This is a genomic window from Alteromonas sp. W12 (assembly GCF_001924945.1).
Lineage (GTDB): Bacteria > Pseudomonadota > Gammaproteobacteria > Enterobacterales > Alteromonadaceae > Alteromonas > Alteromonas macleodii.
In genome coordinates this window covers 539,780-559,221 of the sequence record NZ_LQXH01000001.1, presented here as the reverse complement: position 1 = coordinate 559,221, position 19,442 = coordinate 539,780, and the positions used below count along the sequence as shown (strand labels likewise).

At 51.1% G+C, this 19,442-nt stretch carries 1 protein-coding gene; it reads left to right on the top strand.

All coding sequences use genetic code 11. The annotated features are described in order from the left end of the window. Positions 1-153 precede the first annotated feature (153 nt). The gene (locus AWH61_RS02225) at positions 154-19,320 is read left to right on the top strand and encodes a BapA/Bap/LapF family large adhesin (protein ID WP_075176120.1); all 19,167 of its coding nucleotides are present in this window, start codon (positions 154-156) and stop codon (positions 19,318-19,320) included. The last annotated feature ends 122 nt before the right edge of the window (positions 19,321-19,442 follow it).

The following is a 19,442-nucleotide window of genomic DNA, read 5'->3' as shown; positions in this document are numbered from 1 at the left end:
CACTTTTTAATCTAAAAATGAATAAATTAGGGGGAATTCCCTACAACTTATACCAAAGGATATGAGCCCCCCGTACCACGGTCCGGTAACGAGATAAAAAAGCTCTGCTACGCTTTTTGTATAGCGTAAAAATTTATCGATTGAGAGGGAATTATGGCTGAAGTAATCATTGCAGAAGTAAACGGCGAGGCTTCTTTAGTACGTGGTGAAACAGGTGAGCAGGTCAATGTTACTGTCGGTATGACGGTGGCGGAAGGCGATGTATTAAACATATCACCTGATGGATTTGTTACCGTAAGTGTAGATGGAGAACTTCGCACACTCCCAGCCGGACAAAGTGTTACTTTCCCGCTGCAATTAGATTTCACCGAAAACAATTCTGACGATGAATTTGCTGTTTTTGATGAAAGTGTCGATGAGCTAACAGCATTACTTGACGGTGTTGACGGCGTTGATGGTAACAACCAAGAAGGTGACGCTGACTTTCTTGATGTGCTTGCAGGTGATGGAGACATTTTAGAATCGTTAGAAGCAACCGCGGCGGGTCTAGATGGCGGTGCTGGTACTGACGGCGGTAGTAATTTTGTGCGCGTTGATCGCATAAATGAAGAAGTCGATCCAGTGGGTTTCCAGTTCGATCAAAGTGCAAATGGCAACGACGATGTTACGCCAGTTGAGTTTTCTGGAACAGGCGAGCAAGCACAAGACATTTCACTTACCCTAGATGCGATTGGCTTAACAAGCGACACCACGCCAACACTATCGGGCATTACTTCAGCAATTCCAGGCAGTACAGTAACACTAACCGTTACCGATAGTGAGGGAAACACTCAGGTTGTTACCGCCACAGTACAAGACGACGGTACGTTCAGTGTAGACGTACCAAATGCACTGGCTGATGGTGAATTCACGGTAGATGCTACCGTATTAGAACCTACAGGTAATACTGCAGATGGTTCTACCACCGGTGAAATTGACGCTACCGCGCCAACCATTACCATTAATGCGCCAGGTTCTGATAACGACACCACGCCTACCCTTTCAGGTACTACTGATGCCACTCCTGGCAGCACAGTTACGCTAACCATTACCGACAGTGCAGGCAATACTCAAACCGTGACTGCCATTGTGCAAGCCGACGGCACCTACAGCGTTGATGTACCTGCTGAATTAGCTGAAGGCGAATTTACCGTTAACGCCAGTGTTACTGATGAGGCAGGCAATACAGCAGCTGCTGATACCACAGGGGAAATTGATACCACCGCCCCAACCATTACCATCAATGCGCCAGGTTCTGATAACGACACCACACCTACCCTTTCAGGTACAACCGATGCCACTCCTGGCAGCACAGTTACGCTAACCATTACCGACAGCGCAGGTAACACGCAAACCGTGACCGCTATTGTGCAAGCGGACGGCACGTACAGCGTTGATGTACCGGCTGAACTAGCTGAAGGTGAATTTACCGTTAACGCCAGTGTGACCGATGAGGCTGGCAATACAGCAACCGCTGATACTACAGGGGAAATTGATACCACCGCCCCAACCATTACCATTAATGCGCCTGGTTCTGATAACGACACCACGCCTACCCTTTCAGGTACCACTGATGCCACTCCTGGCAGCACAGTTACGCTAACCATTACCGATAGTGCGGGCAATACGCAAACCGTGACTACCATTGTGCAAGCAGACGGCACGTATAGCGTTGATGTGCCGGCTGAATTGACCGAAGGTGAATTTACGGTTAACGCCAGCGTGACGGATGAGGCTGGCAATACAGCAACCACAGACACCACGGGTGTAATTGATACCACTGCACCGTCGATCACAATCGACACCATAGCGACAGGTAACGACACTACGCCAACCTTGTCAGGTACCACTGATGCTACACCGGGTAGCACAGTTACATTAACTATCACCGATAGCGCGGGCAACACGCAAACTGTAACTGCCACTGTGCAAGCAGACGGCACGTATAGCGTTGCTGTACCTGCTGAATTGGCCGAGGGTGAATTTACCGTTAACGCCAGCGTGACGGATGAGGCTGGCAATACAGCAACCACAGACACCACGGGCGTGATTGATACCACTGCACCGTCGATCACTATCGACACCATAACGACAGGTAACGACACCACGCCTACTCTTTCAGGTACCACTGATGCTACACCGGGTAATACAGTTACATTAACTATCACCGATAGCGCGGGCAACACGCAAACTGTAACCGCCATTGTGCAAGCAGACGGCACCTATAGCGTTGACGTACCTGCAGAGTTGGCCGAAGGTGAATTTACGGTTAACGCCAGCGTGACTGATGAGGCTGGCAATACAGCGACCACAGATACTACCGGCGAGATTGATACTACGGCACCGTCGATAACTATCGACACCATAGCGACTGGTAACGACACTACGCCAACCTTGTCAGGTACCACTGATGCCGCGCCTGGTAGCACAGTAACATTAACCATTACCGATAGCGCGGGCGTTACTCAAACCGTGACCGCCATTGTGCAGGCTGACGGCACTTACAGCGCTGACGTACCGGCTGAACTAGCTGAAGGTGAATTTACCGTTAACGCCAGCGTGACTGATGAAGCAGGCAATACGGCCAATGCTGACGCTCAGGGTGCTATCGACGTGACGGCGCCAACCATCTCATTAAACGACCCAGGAATAAATGGCGATGCTACCCCCACACTTTCGGGATTAACAGATGCCGTGCCCGGAAGCACGATAACCCTTACCGTTACCGATAGTGCTGGCGTTACTCAAACCTTTACCACCACTGTGCTTGCCGATGGTACCTTCACCGTTGAAGTTCCAAATGCGGTGGCTGAGGGTACATACAGCGTAACTGCCGAGGTGACAGATGGTGCGGGCAACACCGCACAAGCAACAGCAAGCGGCGATTACGATTCTACGAGTCCTTCGACGACTGTAAATCAACCTGCTCCAACGAACGATACTACGCCAAACGTTTCGGGTGAAACTGATGCCCCTCCTGGCAGTGAAGTCGTGATTGTTGTTACAGATAGCGAGGGTAACGAACAAACAATCGTCACAACAGTGGGCGCTGACGGCACATTCAACGAAGATGTACCAGCGGAGCTTAGCGAAGGTGAGTACACGGTAGATGTTACTGTAACAACACCAGCAGGCAACAGTTCTACAACCACAGTGACGGGCGAAATTGACACCACGGCGCCGATAATCAGCCTTGATCCTATTGGCTCAACCAATGATGACACGCCAGTGATAAATGGCGACACCGACGCAGAACCGGGTGCAATTGTAACGCTAGAAATCGTACATTCAGATGGCACTACGCAAACCCTTACTGCAACAGTGCAAGAAGACGGTAGCTTCAGTGCCGAAGTGCCGCAAGCACTCGCAAACGGCGACTTCACGGTAACCGCTACTGTGTCTGATGTGGCGGGCAATACCGCTTCAACCTCCATCGATGCGGTTATTAATACCCAAGGCCCTAATGTTGTCATTGAAACCGGCTCTCCTACCAACGGTAGTGAAGGCATAGGGGGGTCGTCAGACGCCCCTAATTCAGAGGTTGTGGTTGTTATCACCGATAGCGACGGCAACAGCCAGACAATAACGGGGACAACCGATGAGAATGGCAACTTCAATGTAGCATTCCCTCCTGGCTCTGAAGAGGGCGAATACGAGATTGAAGTGACGGTGACAGACGAAAATGGCAATAGCTCTACCGCCACGGCCACTACTGTACTTGATACCACCCCGCCGATTGTGAACATCGACCCGCAAACGGATACTAACGACACAACACCGACTATCTCAGGTAATACAGATTTACCCGCAGGTAGCGAGGTCGCTATTACCGTCACCGATAGTCAGGGTAATACGCAAACTGTTACCGCCGTTGTTGATGAAAATGGTAATTTCAGCGCCGATGTCGAAGAAGCGCTAGCAGAAGGCAACTATGAGGTTTCTGTCGAAGCAACTGATGCAGCGGGTAATACAACTACCGCTGTCGACAACAGTGGCAACATAGACACTACCGCACCAGCGCTTTCTTTAGACCCGCAAACTGACGGTAGCGACACCACGCCAACAATTTCTGGCTCTACCGATTTACCACCTGGTTCAACAGTAACCATTGTGGTGACCGACAGCGCGGGCAACACACAAACTATCGATGCCGTCGTTGATGAGAACGGTGATTTTAGCGTCGACGTGCAAACGCCGCTTACTGAGGGTGAATATACTGTAGAGGCCAGTGCAACAGACGAGGCAGGCAACACAACGACTGTTACTGAAAATGGCGGCAACATTGATACGCAAGCCCCCACCATTTCACTAGAGCCACTTGGCACAGGTAACGACACGACACCGTCAATTAGCGGTTCTACAAACTTGGAAGCGGGCAGCACGGTTACACTTACCGTTACCGATAGTGCTGGAAACAGCCAAACCTTTACTGCCACAGTAGACGCGAACGGCGAATTTAGCGCAGACGTGCCTGCTGAACTCGCTGACGGCGACTACACTGTTGAAGCGACAGCCACCGATGCTGCGGGAAATAGTGCTTCAACGTCACAAACTGGTACCGTGGACAGCAATGCGCCAAGCTTAACCCTTGACCCACTGGGTGATGATAACGACACCACGCCTACTATCTCAGGTACTACCGATTTACCCGCTGGCAGCACTGTTACACTGTCTATTACCGATGCGCTTGGCAATACGCAAACATTTACGGCAACGGTAGACGGTTCTGGTAATTTCAGTGCCGATGTTCCCAATCCGCTAGCGGAAGGTGAATATAGCGTAACGGCTACAGCGACCGACGCCAACGGCAATACTGCAACGGCAACGGAAACTGGCGGTAATATCGATATTACATCGCCGCTGGTTAATCTAGATGCTCAAGGCAGTACCAATGATACTACGCCAACCATCTCAGGTAACACAGACCAGGCACCGGGTAGCAGTGTATCAATCACTGTTACAGACAGTGCAGGAAATACACAAACCTTTGATGCTCTAGTCGAAAATGACGGTACCTTCTCTGTTGACGTGCCGGCAGAGCTTGCCGACGGCAACTTTACCGTTACCGCCACTGTCACAGACGATGCGGGCAATCAAGATTCTGCAACAACACAGGGCAATATTGATACCGCAGCTCCAACGCTATCGCTTGACCCACAAGACATTGGCAACGACACCACGCCGCTAATTAGTGGCACGACAGATTTGCCACAAGGTAGCACGGTAACACTGGTCGTCACCGATAGCTTAGGTAATCAGCAAACTATTGAAGCCGTTGTTGATGAAAACGGAGGCTTTAGTGCTGAAGTACCTAGCGCATTAGCAGAAGGTAACTACTCCGTTACAGCAACCGCTGTCGATGAAAATGGCAATACCGCTAGCGTGACAGAAAACGGCGGCATTATAGATACGACTGCGCCATTGCTAACTTTAAATCCAGTGGGTTCTGGCAACGATTCCACACCAACCTTATCGGGCAGCACCGACCTGCCTGAAGGAAGTGTTGTCTCGCTAACCGTCGTTGATAGCGCTGGTAACACCCAAACTATCAACACCTTGGTCGATGCTAATGGCAACTTCTCTGTCGACGTCCCTCAAGAACTGGCTGATGGAGACTTTACTGTTACTGCCACGGCAGAAGACGAAGCTGGCAATGAAGTTACAGACAACGCAACGGGTAACATCAATACTAATGCACCCACGTTAGTGCTAGATGGGCAAGGCGAGACGAATGACAGCACGCCCCTTATTTCAGGTACCACCAGCTTACCTGAAGGAAGTACGGTTACCTTAACCGTAACGGATAGCGCAGGGAACACGCAAACGATTACCGCGACAGTAGGCACTGACGGAACGTTTAGTGCAGAAGTAACCACTCCACTCGCTGATGGCGCTTACACCGTTACCGCCAGCGCAACTGACGGCGATGGCAATACGACAACAGTAACCGACAATGGCGGCCTTGTAGATACCACCGCGCCTACGCTTACCCTAGAAAATCCTGGCAGCACGGGTGACACCACACCAACACTTTCAGGCACGACAGACCTTCCTGAAGGAAGCACGGTTACGCTTGTCGTTACAGATAGCGCTGGAAACACGCAAACTATTAATGCCTTGGTCGATGCAAATGGTAGCTTCAGTGTAGATGTGCCAAACGCACTAGCTGACGGCGACTTTACTGTGACTGCCACTGCAACCGACAGTGCAGGCAATACCGCGAATGCCAATACAACAGGTAGTGTAGATAGCGAAGCGCCGCTATTAACCCTTGATACACAAGGCGCTACTAGCGATGTTACCCCTACTATCACAGGTACTACCGACGTGGCACCTGGCACACTGGTTACCATTACTGTGGTAGATGCCAATGGTAACTCGCAAAGTTTCCAAGCAGCCGTGCAAGCAGACGGCACATTCAGTGCCGATGTGCCTAGCGCCCTGGCTGAAGGCGACTTTACCGTTACGGCAACAGTAAGCGATGCACAAGGCAACACCGCGACGGCAAACGAAACAAATGGAAGTATTGATACACAAGCGCCTATTGTTACCGTTAACCCGTTAGATTCAGGTAATGACACTACGCCGATTATTTCAGGTAATACAGATTTACCTGAAGGTGCTGTCGTTGTGATCACCGTAACTGACAGCAATGGTGACACGCAAACCATTAACGCATTGGTTGATGCTGACGGCAACTTTGCAACAGAGGTATTGTCTCCACTGCCTGAAGGAGATTACAGCGTCGAAGTTACTGCAACAGATGATGCAGGTAATTCAACAACCGCAACTGAGGACGGTGGCAATATTGACACCACCGCCCCTGTACTTACGCTAAATCCGCAGGGCACAGGCAACGATGAAACGCCTAACATATCGGGCAGCACTGATTTAGCACCGGGAAGCACGGTAACGTTAACCGTCACAGATAGCGCAGGCAATACACAAACTTTTGACGCCATTGTGGACGCAAACGGTGACTTCAGCGCAGATGTTCCAAACGCTATACCAGACGGCAGCTACACGGTAACAGCAAGTGCCTCAGACGATGCAGGAAATACAACCACCACCTCTGATACCGGTACGTTAGATACCAGTGCCCCTGCGCTGACACTAGATGCGCAAGTTACGGTTAGCGATACTACACCAACCATTTCGGGTACGACTGACCTACCCGCGGGTTCAACAGTGACGCTTTTTGTCACTGACAGTGCAGGCAACACCCAAACCTTTACTGCACTTGTTGATGCGAGCGGTAACTTTAGTGCTGATGTCCCCGCGCCTCTTGCCGAAGGTGATTACTCAGTAACCGCTACCGCTACAGACAGCAACGGAAATAGTGCCTCTGTCACCGACAATAACGGTATCGTCGATACTGTCGCCCCCGTTATTTCACTAGATGCGCTGGGTTCAAATAACGATACTACGCCTACCATTTCAGGCAATACGGACTTAGCAGCAGGTGAGAGCGTAACGCTGTCGATCACCGATAACGCTGGTAATACGCAAACTGTGACCGCAACGGTTGACGCAAACGGCAACTTTACTGTTGATGTGCCAGCTGCACTGGACGAAGGTGACTATACGGTTACTGCAACGGCCACCGACGATGCTGGCAACAGTGCGTCAGCCAATGCAACAGGTACCATAGACACCACAGCGCCTACCCTAACCTTAGACCCTCAAGGATTAGGCAACGACACGACGCCAACCATTTCGGGAAGTACAGATCTAGCCGAAGGTAGCGTGGTCTCCTTGGTTATCACAGATAGTGCTGGCAACATTCAAACGGTTACAGCAACAGTTGATGCTGCAGGAAACTTTACGGTTGATGTGCCCGCGGCACTTGCTGAAGGCTCGTACAGTGTTGAAGCTACTGCCACTGATGAAGCAGGCAACAGCACGTCGGTTCTTGATAATTCAGGCGTTATCGACATCACGCCACCTGAGCTAAATCTTGACGAATTAACGCCAGAGAATAACCTTACGCCAACTATTTCCGGCACCACAAACCTTCCAGCTGGCGCCATTGTCACACTAACGGTGGTCGATAGTGCGGGTAACTCTCAAACCTTTGCCGCTACGGTACAAACCAACGGCAGTTTTTCAGCCAACGTACCTTCACCACTAGCTGAAGGTGACTATACGGTTACCGCAACGGCTCAAGACGCGGCTGGCAACCAAGGTTCTGATTCTGAAACGGGTGGCAGCGTAGATACCACAGCACCTATTATCACTCTGGATCCGCTTGGCACAGGTAACGATAACACGCCTACCATTAGCGGAAATACCGACCTGGCTGCAGGAAGCACAGTAACGATTACAGTAACTGACAGTGTTGGCACTGTGCAGACGTTTACTGCAACTGTTGATGCTAACGGCGACTTCAGTGCAGATGTGCCTAATCCTATGGCTGACGGAAACTTCGACGTTACTGCAACGGCCACTGATGCTGCAGGCAATACTGCTACAGATACAGTGAGCGGCGACATAAACTCTGCCGCGCCTACCCTATCCCTTGATCCTCTTGGTTCGGGCAACGACACGACGCCGACCATTTCAGGTAATACCGACTTAGCGCCAGGTAGTACTGTAACGCTAACTGTGACTGACAGTGCTGGAAACACACAGACATTCAGTGCCATAGTGCAAGGTGATGGAAGCTTTACGGCTGATGTTCCTGCAAGCTTACCTGAAGGTGACTATTCTGTTACTGCCACCGCCACAGACGGCGCTGGCAACAGTGCATCGGTAACCGAAAATGGCGGTAACATCGATACCACAGCCCCATCGATAACCATCGATACACAAGGGCTTGGCAATGATGCCACGCCGTCTATCTCTGGCACCACAGACCTCAATGCTGGCGACACAGTTAGCATAAGCGTGACAGACAACGCTGGAAATACCCAAACATTCACAGCAACCGTTCAAAACGATGGCACTTACAGTGCTGATGTTCCTGCCGATTTAGCTGAGGGCAGTTTCAGTGTGACTGTCACTGCGACTGACGATGCGGGTAATTCAGCAACGGCAATAGATAATAACGGTGTCATAGACACAGCAGCCCCCACCATAACGTTAGACGCACAAGGTCTAACCAACGACGCTACACCGACTATATCGGGAACCACCGACTTGGCTGCGGGCAACACTGTAAGCATTAGCGTGACTGACAGCCTGGGCAATACGCAAACTTTCACTGCCACCGTTCAAGCGAACGGTAGCTTTAGCGCTGATGTGCCGGTTGACCTTGCAGAAGGCGATTACACCGTAGAAGTGACGGCGACTGATGATGCGGGTAATCAAAACACAGCGGTTGATAACAACGGTACAGTTGACACCACTCCACCTGTTATCAACTTAGATCCAGTGGCCAGCGGCAATGACGCAACGCCAGTATTAAGCGGTACTACCGACTTGCCAGAGGGAGCAACAATTACACTGGTTGTCACCGATGCAGGCGGTAATGTACAGAACCTTACCGCTACGGTAAACGCGGACGGCACTTTCTCAGTTGAAGTACCCAGCGCGCTTGTTGATGGCGATTACGATGTAACAGCCAGTGCGAGCGATGCTGCGGGCAATAGCACGACTGTGTCGGATAGCGGCAATATTAATGCAAGCGCCCCGGACATTACCCTAGATGCCCTTGGCCAGACAAACGACGCTACGCCTCTTATTTCAGGTACAACTAACGCGCCAGTTGGTGCCACTGTCACCTTAACAGTGACAGATAATGCTGGAGCAGTTCAAACCTTTACTACAACCGTACAAGGAGATGGCACCTTCAGCGCAAGCGTACCGTCAGACCTGGCCGAAGGTAGCTACACAGTTGTCGCAGAAGTAACTGACGGCGCCGGAAATACAGGCTCTGACTCTGAAACTGGCGGTGTGGTAGATACCACATCACCGGCTATTGATGTGGCAGAGCAAGGCATTGGCAATGATGCAACACCAACCATTAGCGGAACGACAGACCAGCCAGCCGGAAGCACGGTTTCAATTACTGTTACCGATAACGCTGGCAATATACAAACCTTATCAGCAACCGTGCAAAGCGACGGCTCTTTTAGCGTAGACGTACCCACCACTTTGGCTGAGGGTAACTACACAGTTCAGGCAACGGTCGTTGATGAAGCAGGCAATACAGCGTCCGACGCTGAAACCGGCCTAATCGACACAATTTCACCCGTTATTACGCTGGACGAGCCAGGTACAGTTAGCGACTCAACCCCAACCATAAGCGGTACTGTAGATTTACCGCAAGGTTCTACAGTGCAAATAACGGTTGTTGATAGTGCGGGCAATACCCAGGTGTTCTCTGCATTGGTTGCCGCGGGCGGCGTATTCTCTGCCGATGTACCAGCGGCGATGGCTGAAGGAAACTTCACTGTTTCAGCAACCGCCACCGATGAAGCAAACAACAGTACAACCGATAACGAAGCAGGCGTAGTTGATACACTAGTACCTACACTCACTATAGATGTTGCCGATACCACTAACGACGCGACGCCACTCATTACCGGTACAACCGATGAACCTGCGGGCGCTGTGGTCACTATTTTGGTAACGGATAGCGCTGGTGCGACCCAGACCTTAAGTGCAGTGGTACAGGCCGATGGTTCTTTCTCTATCTCCCCAGGTACGGATTTAGCTGAAGGCGACTTCACGGTAAGCGCTACCATCAGTGATGAGGCAGGTAATACAGCAACAGCCAGTGATGCTGGAAGTATAGATACTACAGCACCATCACTAACCTTAACGCCACTTGAGGAAGGCAATGACACAACGCCTACCTTATCTGGTAGCACAAACCTTGCGCAGGGTAGTGAAGTTACGCTTGTGGTAACTGACAGCGCCGGAAATGTTCAAACCATCACAGCTACAGTTGATGTAAATGGAAACTTTACAGTGGATGTGCCTGCGCCTTTGGCAGAAGGTGCATACAGTGTTGAAGCCACGGCAAGTGATGAAGCGGGTAATAGCACTACCGTCGTAGACAACACAGGTATTATTGATACGACAGCCCCTACTCTATCGTTAGATACACTAGCCCCAGACAGTGACACTACACCTGCAATATCAGGGAGTACTGACCTGCCTGCAGGCGCTACGGTAACGATTACTGTGACGGATAACGCAGGTGTAAGCCAAACCTTCGATGCAACCGTTCAGGGAGACGGCAGTTTCTCGGCCGATGTGCCAAGCCCCATGGCTGAAGGAGGGTATACCGTTACCGCCGTGGCCCAGGACCCAGCAGGTAATGAGACAACTGCCACTGAAACAAACGGTAGCGTAGACACTACCGCGCCGACTATCAACTTAGATGCACAAGGCACAGGTAACGATACCACGCCAACGATCACGGGTAGCACCGATTTAAGCCCAGGTAGTTCAGTGACCATAACCGTCACCGACAGCGCGGGAGCTGAACAGACATTTACGGCTATTGTCGATAGCCTTGGTAATTTCAGCGCCGACGTGCCCAATGCAATGGCAGACGGAAACTTCAATGTTACTGCTACCGCCACTGATGCTGCTGGAAATTCAGCGTCTGATACTACCAGCGGCAATATCAATACAGCCGTGCCAAACCTAACCTTGGACGCGCTTGGTACAGGAAACGACACCACACCGACCATTTCCGGTACTACAGATATTGCGCCAGGCAGCACCGTATCCATCAGCGTTACCGATAGTGCAGGAAACACCCAAACATTTGGCGCCATTGTTCAAGCTAATGGCACCTTCTCTGTAGATGTGCCAGCGGCCTTATCTGAAGGTAATTATTCGGTCACCGCAAGTGCAACAGATGGCGCGGGTAATACGGCAACCGCAAACGAAAATGGCGGTGTTATCGATACTACTGCGCCAGCTGCGCCTACTGTTGATGCAGGCAACGGTACCGAAATTACCGGCACAGCCGAAGCAGGCGCTGTCGTAAACGTAGACGTTGACGGTGATGGCACACCTGATTTCACAGTGTTTGCTGATGGCGATGGTAACTGGTCAGTAACACCCACAACACCGCTAGCGGATGGCGTGGTTGTTACGGCAACCGCAACCGATGAAGCTGGCAATACAAGTAGCCCGGCGTCTGATACGGTAGACGCTGTCGCGCCAGTCGTTGCCTTTGACGACCTAACGACTAACGACACCACGCCTGCACTTACCGGTTCGGTGGACGACCCAACCGCCATTGTGGTCATTACCATTAACGGTACGGACTATACCGCGACAAACAATGGTGATGGCAGCTGGACACTGGCTGACGATATCGTTGCCGCGCTGGCTGAAGGTAGCTATACCGCTACGGTTACTGCCACTGATGCCGATGGTAACACCGGAACTAACTCTGGTACTGTTGTGATTGATACCACTGCTCCAGCAGCGCCTACCGTCGATGCAGGCAACGGCACTGAAATTACGGGTACTGCGGAAGCAGGCGCAACCGTAAATGTGGACGTGGATGGCGACGGCACGCCAGACTTCACCGTCATCGCTGACGGCGATGGAAACTGGTCAGTAACACCCACTACACCGCTAGCCGATGGCGTGGTCGTTACGGCAACAGCGGTTGATGAAGCTGGCAATGTCAGTGCACCAGCGTCAGATACAGTAGATGCTGTTGCGCCAGTCGTTGCAATCAATGACTTAACCACTAATGACGCTACACCAGAGCTAACCGGAACGGTTGACGATCCAAGCGCTATCGTAGTAGTGACCATTGATGGCGTGGACTACACCGCAACTAACAATGGCGATGGAAGTTGGACCCTGGCTGACGATGCAGTGGCTACACTTGCAGATGGTAGCTATACCGCTACCGTTACTGCAACGGATGCCGATGGCAATGTGGGTTCAAATTCAGGAACGGTAGTGATTGATACTACACCACCAGCTATACCTACTGTGGATGCGGGCAACGGTACCGAAATTACCGGTGCCGCTGAAGCAGGTGCAACCGTAAATGTGGACGTGGATGGCGACGGCACGCCCGACTTCACCGTCATCGCTGATGGCGACGGTAATTGGAGCATTACGCCTGATACACCGCTTGCCGATGGCGTAATTGTGACCGTAACGGCTACCGATGAAGCGGGTAACATTAGCAACCCAGCCTCAGACACGGTTGACGCGGCTGCGCCAGTGGTTGCCTTTAACGATTTAACAACAAACGATACAACGCCGGCACTTACTGGTTCGGTTGACGACCCAACGGCCACTGTGATTGTGAACATCAATGGAGCCGACTATACCGCCACCAATAACGGTGATGGCACGTGGACACTGGCTGACGATGCGGTGGCGGCACTTGCCGAAGGTAGCTATACCGCGACGGTGACTGCAACCGACCCAGAAGGTAATGTGGGTACGAATACTGGTACAGTAGTTATTGATACCACTGCACCAGCAGCGCCTACCGTTGAAGCGGGCAACGGCACTGAAATTACCGGCACAGCCGAAGCGGCCGCAACGGTAAATGTGGATGTAGACGGAGACGGCACGCCAGATTTCACCGTCATCGCTGATGGCGACGGCAATTGGAGCGTAACGCCAGATACACCATTGGCAGATGGTGTTGTAGTAACGGCAACAGCAACCGATGAAGCGGGCAATACCAGTGGGCCTGCATCTGACACAGTAGACGCCGTGGCACCTGTCGTAACCATCAATGATGTAACGACCAACGACACTACGCCTGCGCTAACGGGGACGGTTGATGACCCAACAGCTACTGTAGTAGTCACCATTGACGGCAACGACTATACCGCTACCAATAACGGTGACGGTACGTGGACGTTAGCTGATGACGTAGTGGCTACACTCGCTGAAGGTAGTTACCCAACATCTGTTACTGCAACTGACAATGCGGGTAATACCGATACCGACACTGGTAATGTAGTAATTGATACCACCGCGCCTACGGTTGCAATTAACGATCTAACCACCAACGACACCACGCCTGAGCTAACTGGTACGGTGAACGACCCCAATGCGGTTGTGGTAGTAACGATTGACGGCAATGACTACACCGCTACCAACAATGGTGATGGCACCTGGACACTGGCTGACAACGCAGTCGCTGTGCTAGCAGAAGGCAGTTACCCAACATCTGTTACTGCAACAGACGCCGCGGGCAACACTGTCACCAATACAGGAACAGTGGTAATTGATACTACCGCACCTACCGTTGCAATAAACGATCTGACCACCAACGACACAACGCCTGAGCTTACCGGTACGGTGAACGACCCCAATGCGGTTGTGGTGGTGACTATTGACGGTAATGATTACACCGCTACCAACAATGGTGATGGCACATGGACACTGGCTGACAACGCAGTCGCCACGCTTGCAGAAGGCAGCTACCCAACATCGGTAAGTGCAACAGACGCCGCGGGCAACACGGTAACCAATACGGGTACAGTGGTTATTGATACAACCGCACCTACCGTTGCGATAAACGATCTAACCACCAACGACACCACGCCTGAGCTTACCGGTACGGTGAACGACCCCAATGCGGTTGTGGTGGTGACCATTGACGGCAACGATTACACCGCTACCAACAATGGTGACGGCACTTGGACGTTAGCTGATAACGTAGTTGCTACGCTAGCAGAAGGCAGCTACCCAACATCGGTAAGCGCAACAGACGCCGCGGGTAATACTGTTACCAATACAGGTACGGTAATAATTGATGTCACCGCGCCTACGGTTGCGATTAACGATCTAACCACCAACGACACCACGCCAGAGCTTACCGGTACGGTGAACGACCCGAATGCGGTTGTGGTGGTGACCATAAACGGCAACGACTATACCGCTACCAATAACGGTGACGGCACATGGACACTGGCTGACAACGCAGTCGCCACGCTTGCAGAAGGCAGTTACCCAACATCGGTAAGCGCGACAGACGCTGCGGGCAACACGGTGACCAACACAGGTACAGTGGTTATTGATACCACCGCGCCTACGGTTGCAATAAACGATCTAACCACCAACGACACCACGCCTGAGCTTACCGGTACGGTGAACGACCCCAATGCGGTTGTGGTGGTGACCATTGACGGCAACGATTACACCGCTACCAACAATGGTGACGGCACGTGGACGCTAGCTGACAATATCGTCGCACTGCTTGCGGAAGGCAATTACACGGCTGTGGTTACCGCCACAGATGCGGTAGGCAATCTTGCTACTGACACAGGTACCGTTGTTATCGATACCAGTATTGATGAAAACAACAATGGTCAGACAGTAACGTTCGACAGTATCTCAAACGACTCAGGGGTGGCTGGAGACTTTATTACTAGCGATAGCACGCTAATCTTTAATGGAACGGTTGACCTTGGTGACAATACTACCCTAACCGTTACCGTTGATGGCACGTCCTATACCTTTGGCACTGACCCTGAACTTACCATTGATGGCAGCGGTAATTGGAGCCTTGATTTAACAGGCACAGCGCTACCAGCAGGTACCTACGCGGTGGTGGCAACAGTCACCGACGAAGCAGGTAACTCGGCAAGCACAGCAAGTCAGAATGTTGTCGTACAGGCTCTCGATGCGATAAACGACGGTAACACCGTTGATATGGGCGAACCTGTGGTTACTGTAAATCCACCGGAAACCACCAGCGACGTGCAGGTGATTGGCTTAGCAGAATCTACAGGTGGCGTGGATGCAAGCGCCTCATTTACGGTATCACCTGATAATGTGGGTGAAGTGCTCATAGAAGTCGAACAAGTTGCACTTGTTGCTGTTGCCGATGCCTACATAGTCGAGGTATACGACGAAAGTGGCCAGCTGGTCTATCAAGGAGTCAGCGCTGCCTCGCAACTTACGGACGTTGGCGGACTTGAGATATTCAATGTCTCAGGGGATGAAACCATCTCCTTCTCGCTAGCAGGTCTAGCTGCAGGCACTTATAGCGTGGTTGTTCGAAACGATGAAAACTTACTCGAAGACTTGTTAGACAACGACAACAACAACGATATTGACCTTGATGAACTAGGCACAGCGGGTGTGGTCCTCGGGCCTGAAAACCAGGATGTAGTGCTTAATACGGTCGAAACAACGTTGAACGGCGGTATTCTAGGCATTCCGCTAGGCACTGTAGGCACACAAGTAAGAGGCATTTTAGAAACAGTTCTAGACACCACTACTGTAATCGGTGCAGGAGACCTCGTAGGAGCGCTCACGGGTCCACTCACAGCTCTTGGATTGTTAGGTTTCTTAGACGATATCGCTGCTGTTCTTGCCGACGTGTTACTCAGCAATACGTTAACCGTTTTGCAAGACACTGATATCACCACCACATTGACGGAATACACCTACACAGGTGATTTAGTGGCGCAAGGTAACCTAATTGACGGTGATTTAAGTGGCGTGGGTGCGGATACCATTTTAGACGGCGCTCAAGTGACGCTGGTTACTAACGCATCAGGTGACAGTGTTGTGGTTCCTGCCACAGGAACGGTTACTATCCAAGGTAACTATGGCGTGCTTGAAATTGCCGCAGATGGTACTTACACCTATACCGCCGATGGTGACCGCAGTGCTATTGGACAAGATGAAGTATTTAACTACACCTTGTCAGATGGTGAAACCTCTGATATTGCGGCGCTCACCATTACTATTTCGGGAAGTGACTTCCCGCCAGTTGTCGCACAAAACGACAGTAATGATATGGAGCTCGGTGCGCAAACTGCTATCGTTAATGCCCCTGTCACCGACAGTGATTTACAGGTCATTGGTTTAGCAGAAGGATCGCCTGCTGCGGGCTCCCCAACTGCAAGTACCACGCTTACGGTTGACCCTGGGTTCTTCGGTGAAATAGTGGTTGAAGTTAGCCAAGAGGCTCTCGTTGCCGTTGCCGATGCCTACATTATTGAAATTGTGGATTCTAGTGGCAATGTAGTCGCTACAGCTATGACTCCTGATAACCCGTTAATTGGAGATGTCGCAGGCGTTAATCTTCTGGGGTTAACAGGTGACAATACGCTGGTTGCTAAATTCTCGGGACTACCCGCTGGAGACTATACTGTTGTTGTGCGCAATGACGAGAGCGCTTTAGAAACCTTGTTTGACCAAAACAGCGACGGCTCAATTACGTTGACGGAGTTAGGTAGCGGTGGCGTTGCTCTTGGTGAAGAGAATCAGGATGCAGTCTTAACTGCTGTAGAAGACGCATTGAACGGTACTAATGCCAGTGTTCTGAACAGTCTTGGACTAGGAACTATAGTACGGGCACTCATACTTGAACCTGCTCTTAGCACAGCTGATTCGATTGGCGCAGCGGATTTAGTTAGCAGAATCACTACGGGTCTTAACGAGTTAGGTCTAAGTTTGCTGGTCGACGTAGCGCTCGATGCCGTCGCCGAGGCACTACTTAGCAACACGCTCACCTTACTGCAACAAACTGATGTGACTTCAACGTTAACCGAGTATGCATTTGCGGGCAGCATTACAACATCAGGTAATGTTATCGATGCCGCTAGCTCAGGCGACGTTAGTGACAGTATTGCCGAAGGAGGCGTTGTTACTCAAGTTACTCATACCAATGGAGAGTCAGTGACTGTATTGGGTACTGGTTTATCTGGCATAACCATTGAGGGTGACTATGGTAACTTAACTATTTTCGAAGACGGCAGCTACACCTATGTAGCCAACGGCGTTCGCGACGGCTTAGGCAATACAGATAGCTTTAGCTACACCATTTCAGATGGCGCCAATACGTCTACTGCAAACTTGAACTTCAATCTATCAGGGCAAGGCGTATCCGCAGACTCGGCACGTGCTGAATTGACCTACGACTTTGTTTCGGAAGCGGGCCCTAGTGACCTAGATGCACTTTCTCATGGCTATTTATTGGGGCTAGGGGGCAGCTTTAGCGATACCAGCAGTACATTTGCCGTTGCAACAAATACAACTCAAGATATTACGTTAAACGTTGATAACGGCAGCCTACTGTCACTGGTTTCAAGCCTTACTGTTACCGTAGAAAAGTTTGAAAACGGCGCGTGGGAAGCGTACAGGGTTTTCCCTAATGGCGAGTTGATTAGCTTATTAGGCATTGATGGCGATACCGTGCTTACCGTCAACGGATTAACTGAAGGCTTGTACCGTCTGTCGATGAACGGTACAACTGGCGTTGGCGTAGCCGGAAGTATTAGTGTAGACCTGTCTTCTACCATCAACTATCTTGACCAGTTTGAAGTTAGCGGCGTACAAACCGCCACCGGCAATCTGTTCGAAAACGATATACTGTTTGGCCCAACATACGACGTAACCGTTTCTACTGATGGAACAACCTTCCAAGATGCGACTGGCGGCATTACGTTAGTGGGTGATTACGGTACGCTGCAAATTGATGAAACTGGCGCCTACACTTATACCCCGGACAACACGCAAGCCGTGTTTGGTGGAACCTTAACGGATACTTTTACTTACCGTATCGAATATCCAGACGGTACTATCGAACAGGCAGAATTTAACGTGTTTGTAACGGCATCTGGTGAAGGTGTACCAGAAGTGGTAATGAGCAGTTCATCTGAGTCTGTAAGTGCATCAGATAGCAACGGCACCGTGGTTACTGACGAGCCTACAGCACCTGACGTCATTGACCTAACAGGGCAAACGCTTCAAACAGTCGATCTAAACGCTGAAACTAGACTGATAACACCAGAAAACGAGCCTACTGCACCGCTTATGAGCGAGCCTTCAGCGATAACGGAGCCAGTAGAGAGTACACCAGATATCATTACGCTACCTGAAGACGAGGTGAGCACACTTGGTACCACTGTAGGCGATGGTTTTGGTGGAGGAGATACTATCGACCTGTCTGGCACTAAGCTTGATACGGTTGATATTGGCGGTCCTGTGCCCACCGCGCCGGACGAGGGTACAAGCCCGCTTTCGCCTGAGCTTTCTACACCAGAAAGTACAGCGCCAGAACCTATCACTTCCGGTACAGTACCAGAAGACACAATCACCCTTCCTGAAGAAGGCGATATTGTTACTACTGGGCCTGTCACTGAAGTGACGGTTGATGTTGTGGACATTGACCTTCCTCCGGAAGATTTGATTCTTCCCTCAACAGAGCCTACTTCGACTGACTCAGGTTCTGAGAGCGTTTCAACGACGAGTTCAAGCGACTCAGCAGTTGACACAACTAAAGAAAGCGGAAGTGACGTGGGCGCGACATCTCCTACCGAGTCAGAGGTACTGAAAACGGCGATTGATAAACTTCCACCTACGGATATTTAAAATACGCTGACCATAGCCAAAGCCCTCGTATCTACGAGGGCTTTTTATATGCATTAGAAAACCAGGCCATGGGCTCATTACTTTCACGTCAATGACAGAGACATTCTGCTCATAGCGCTGCA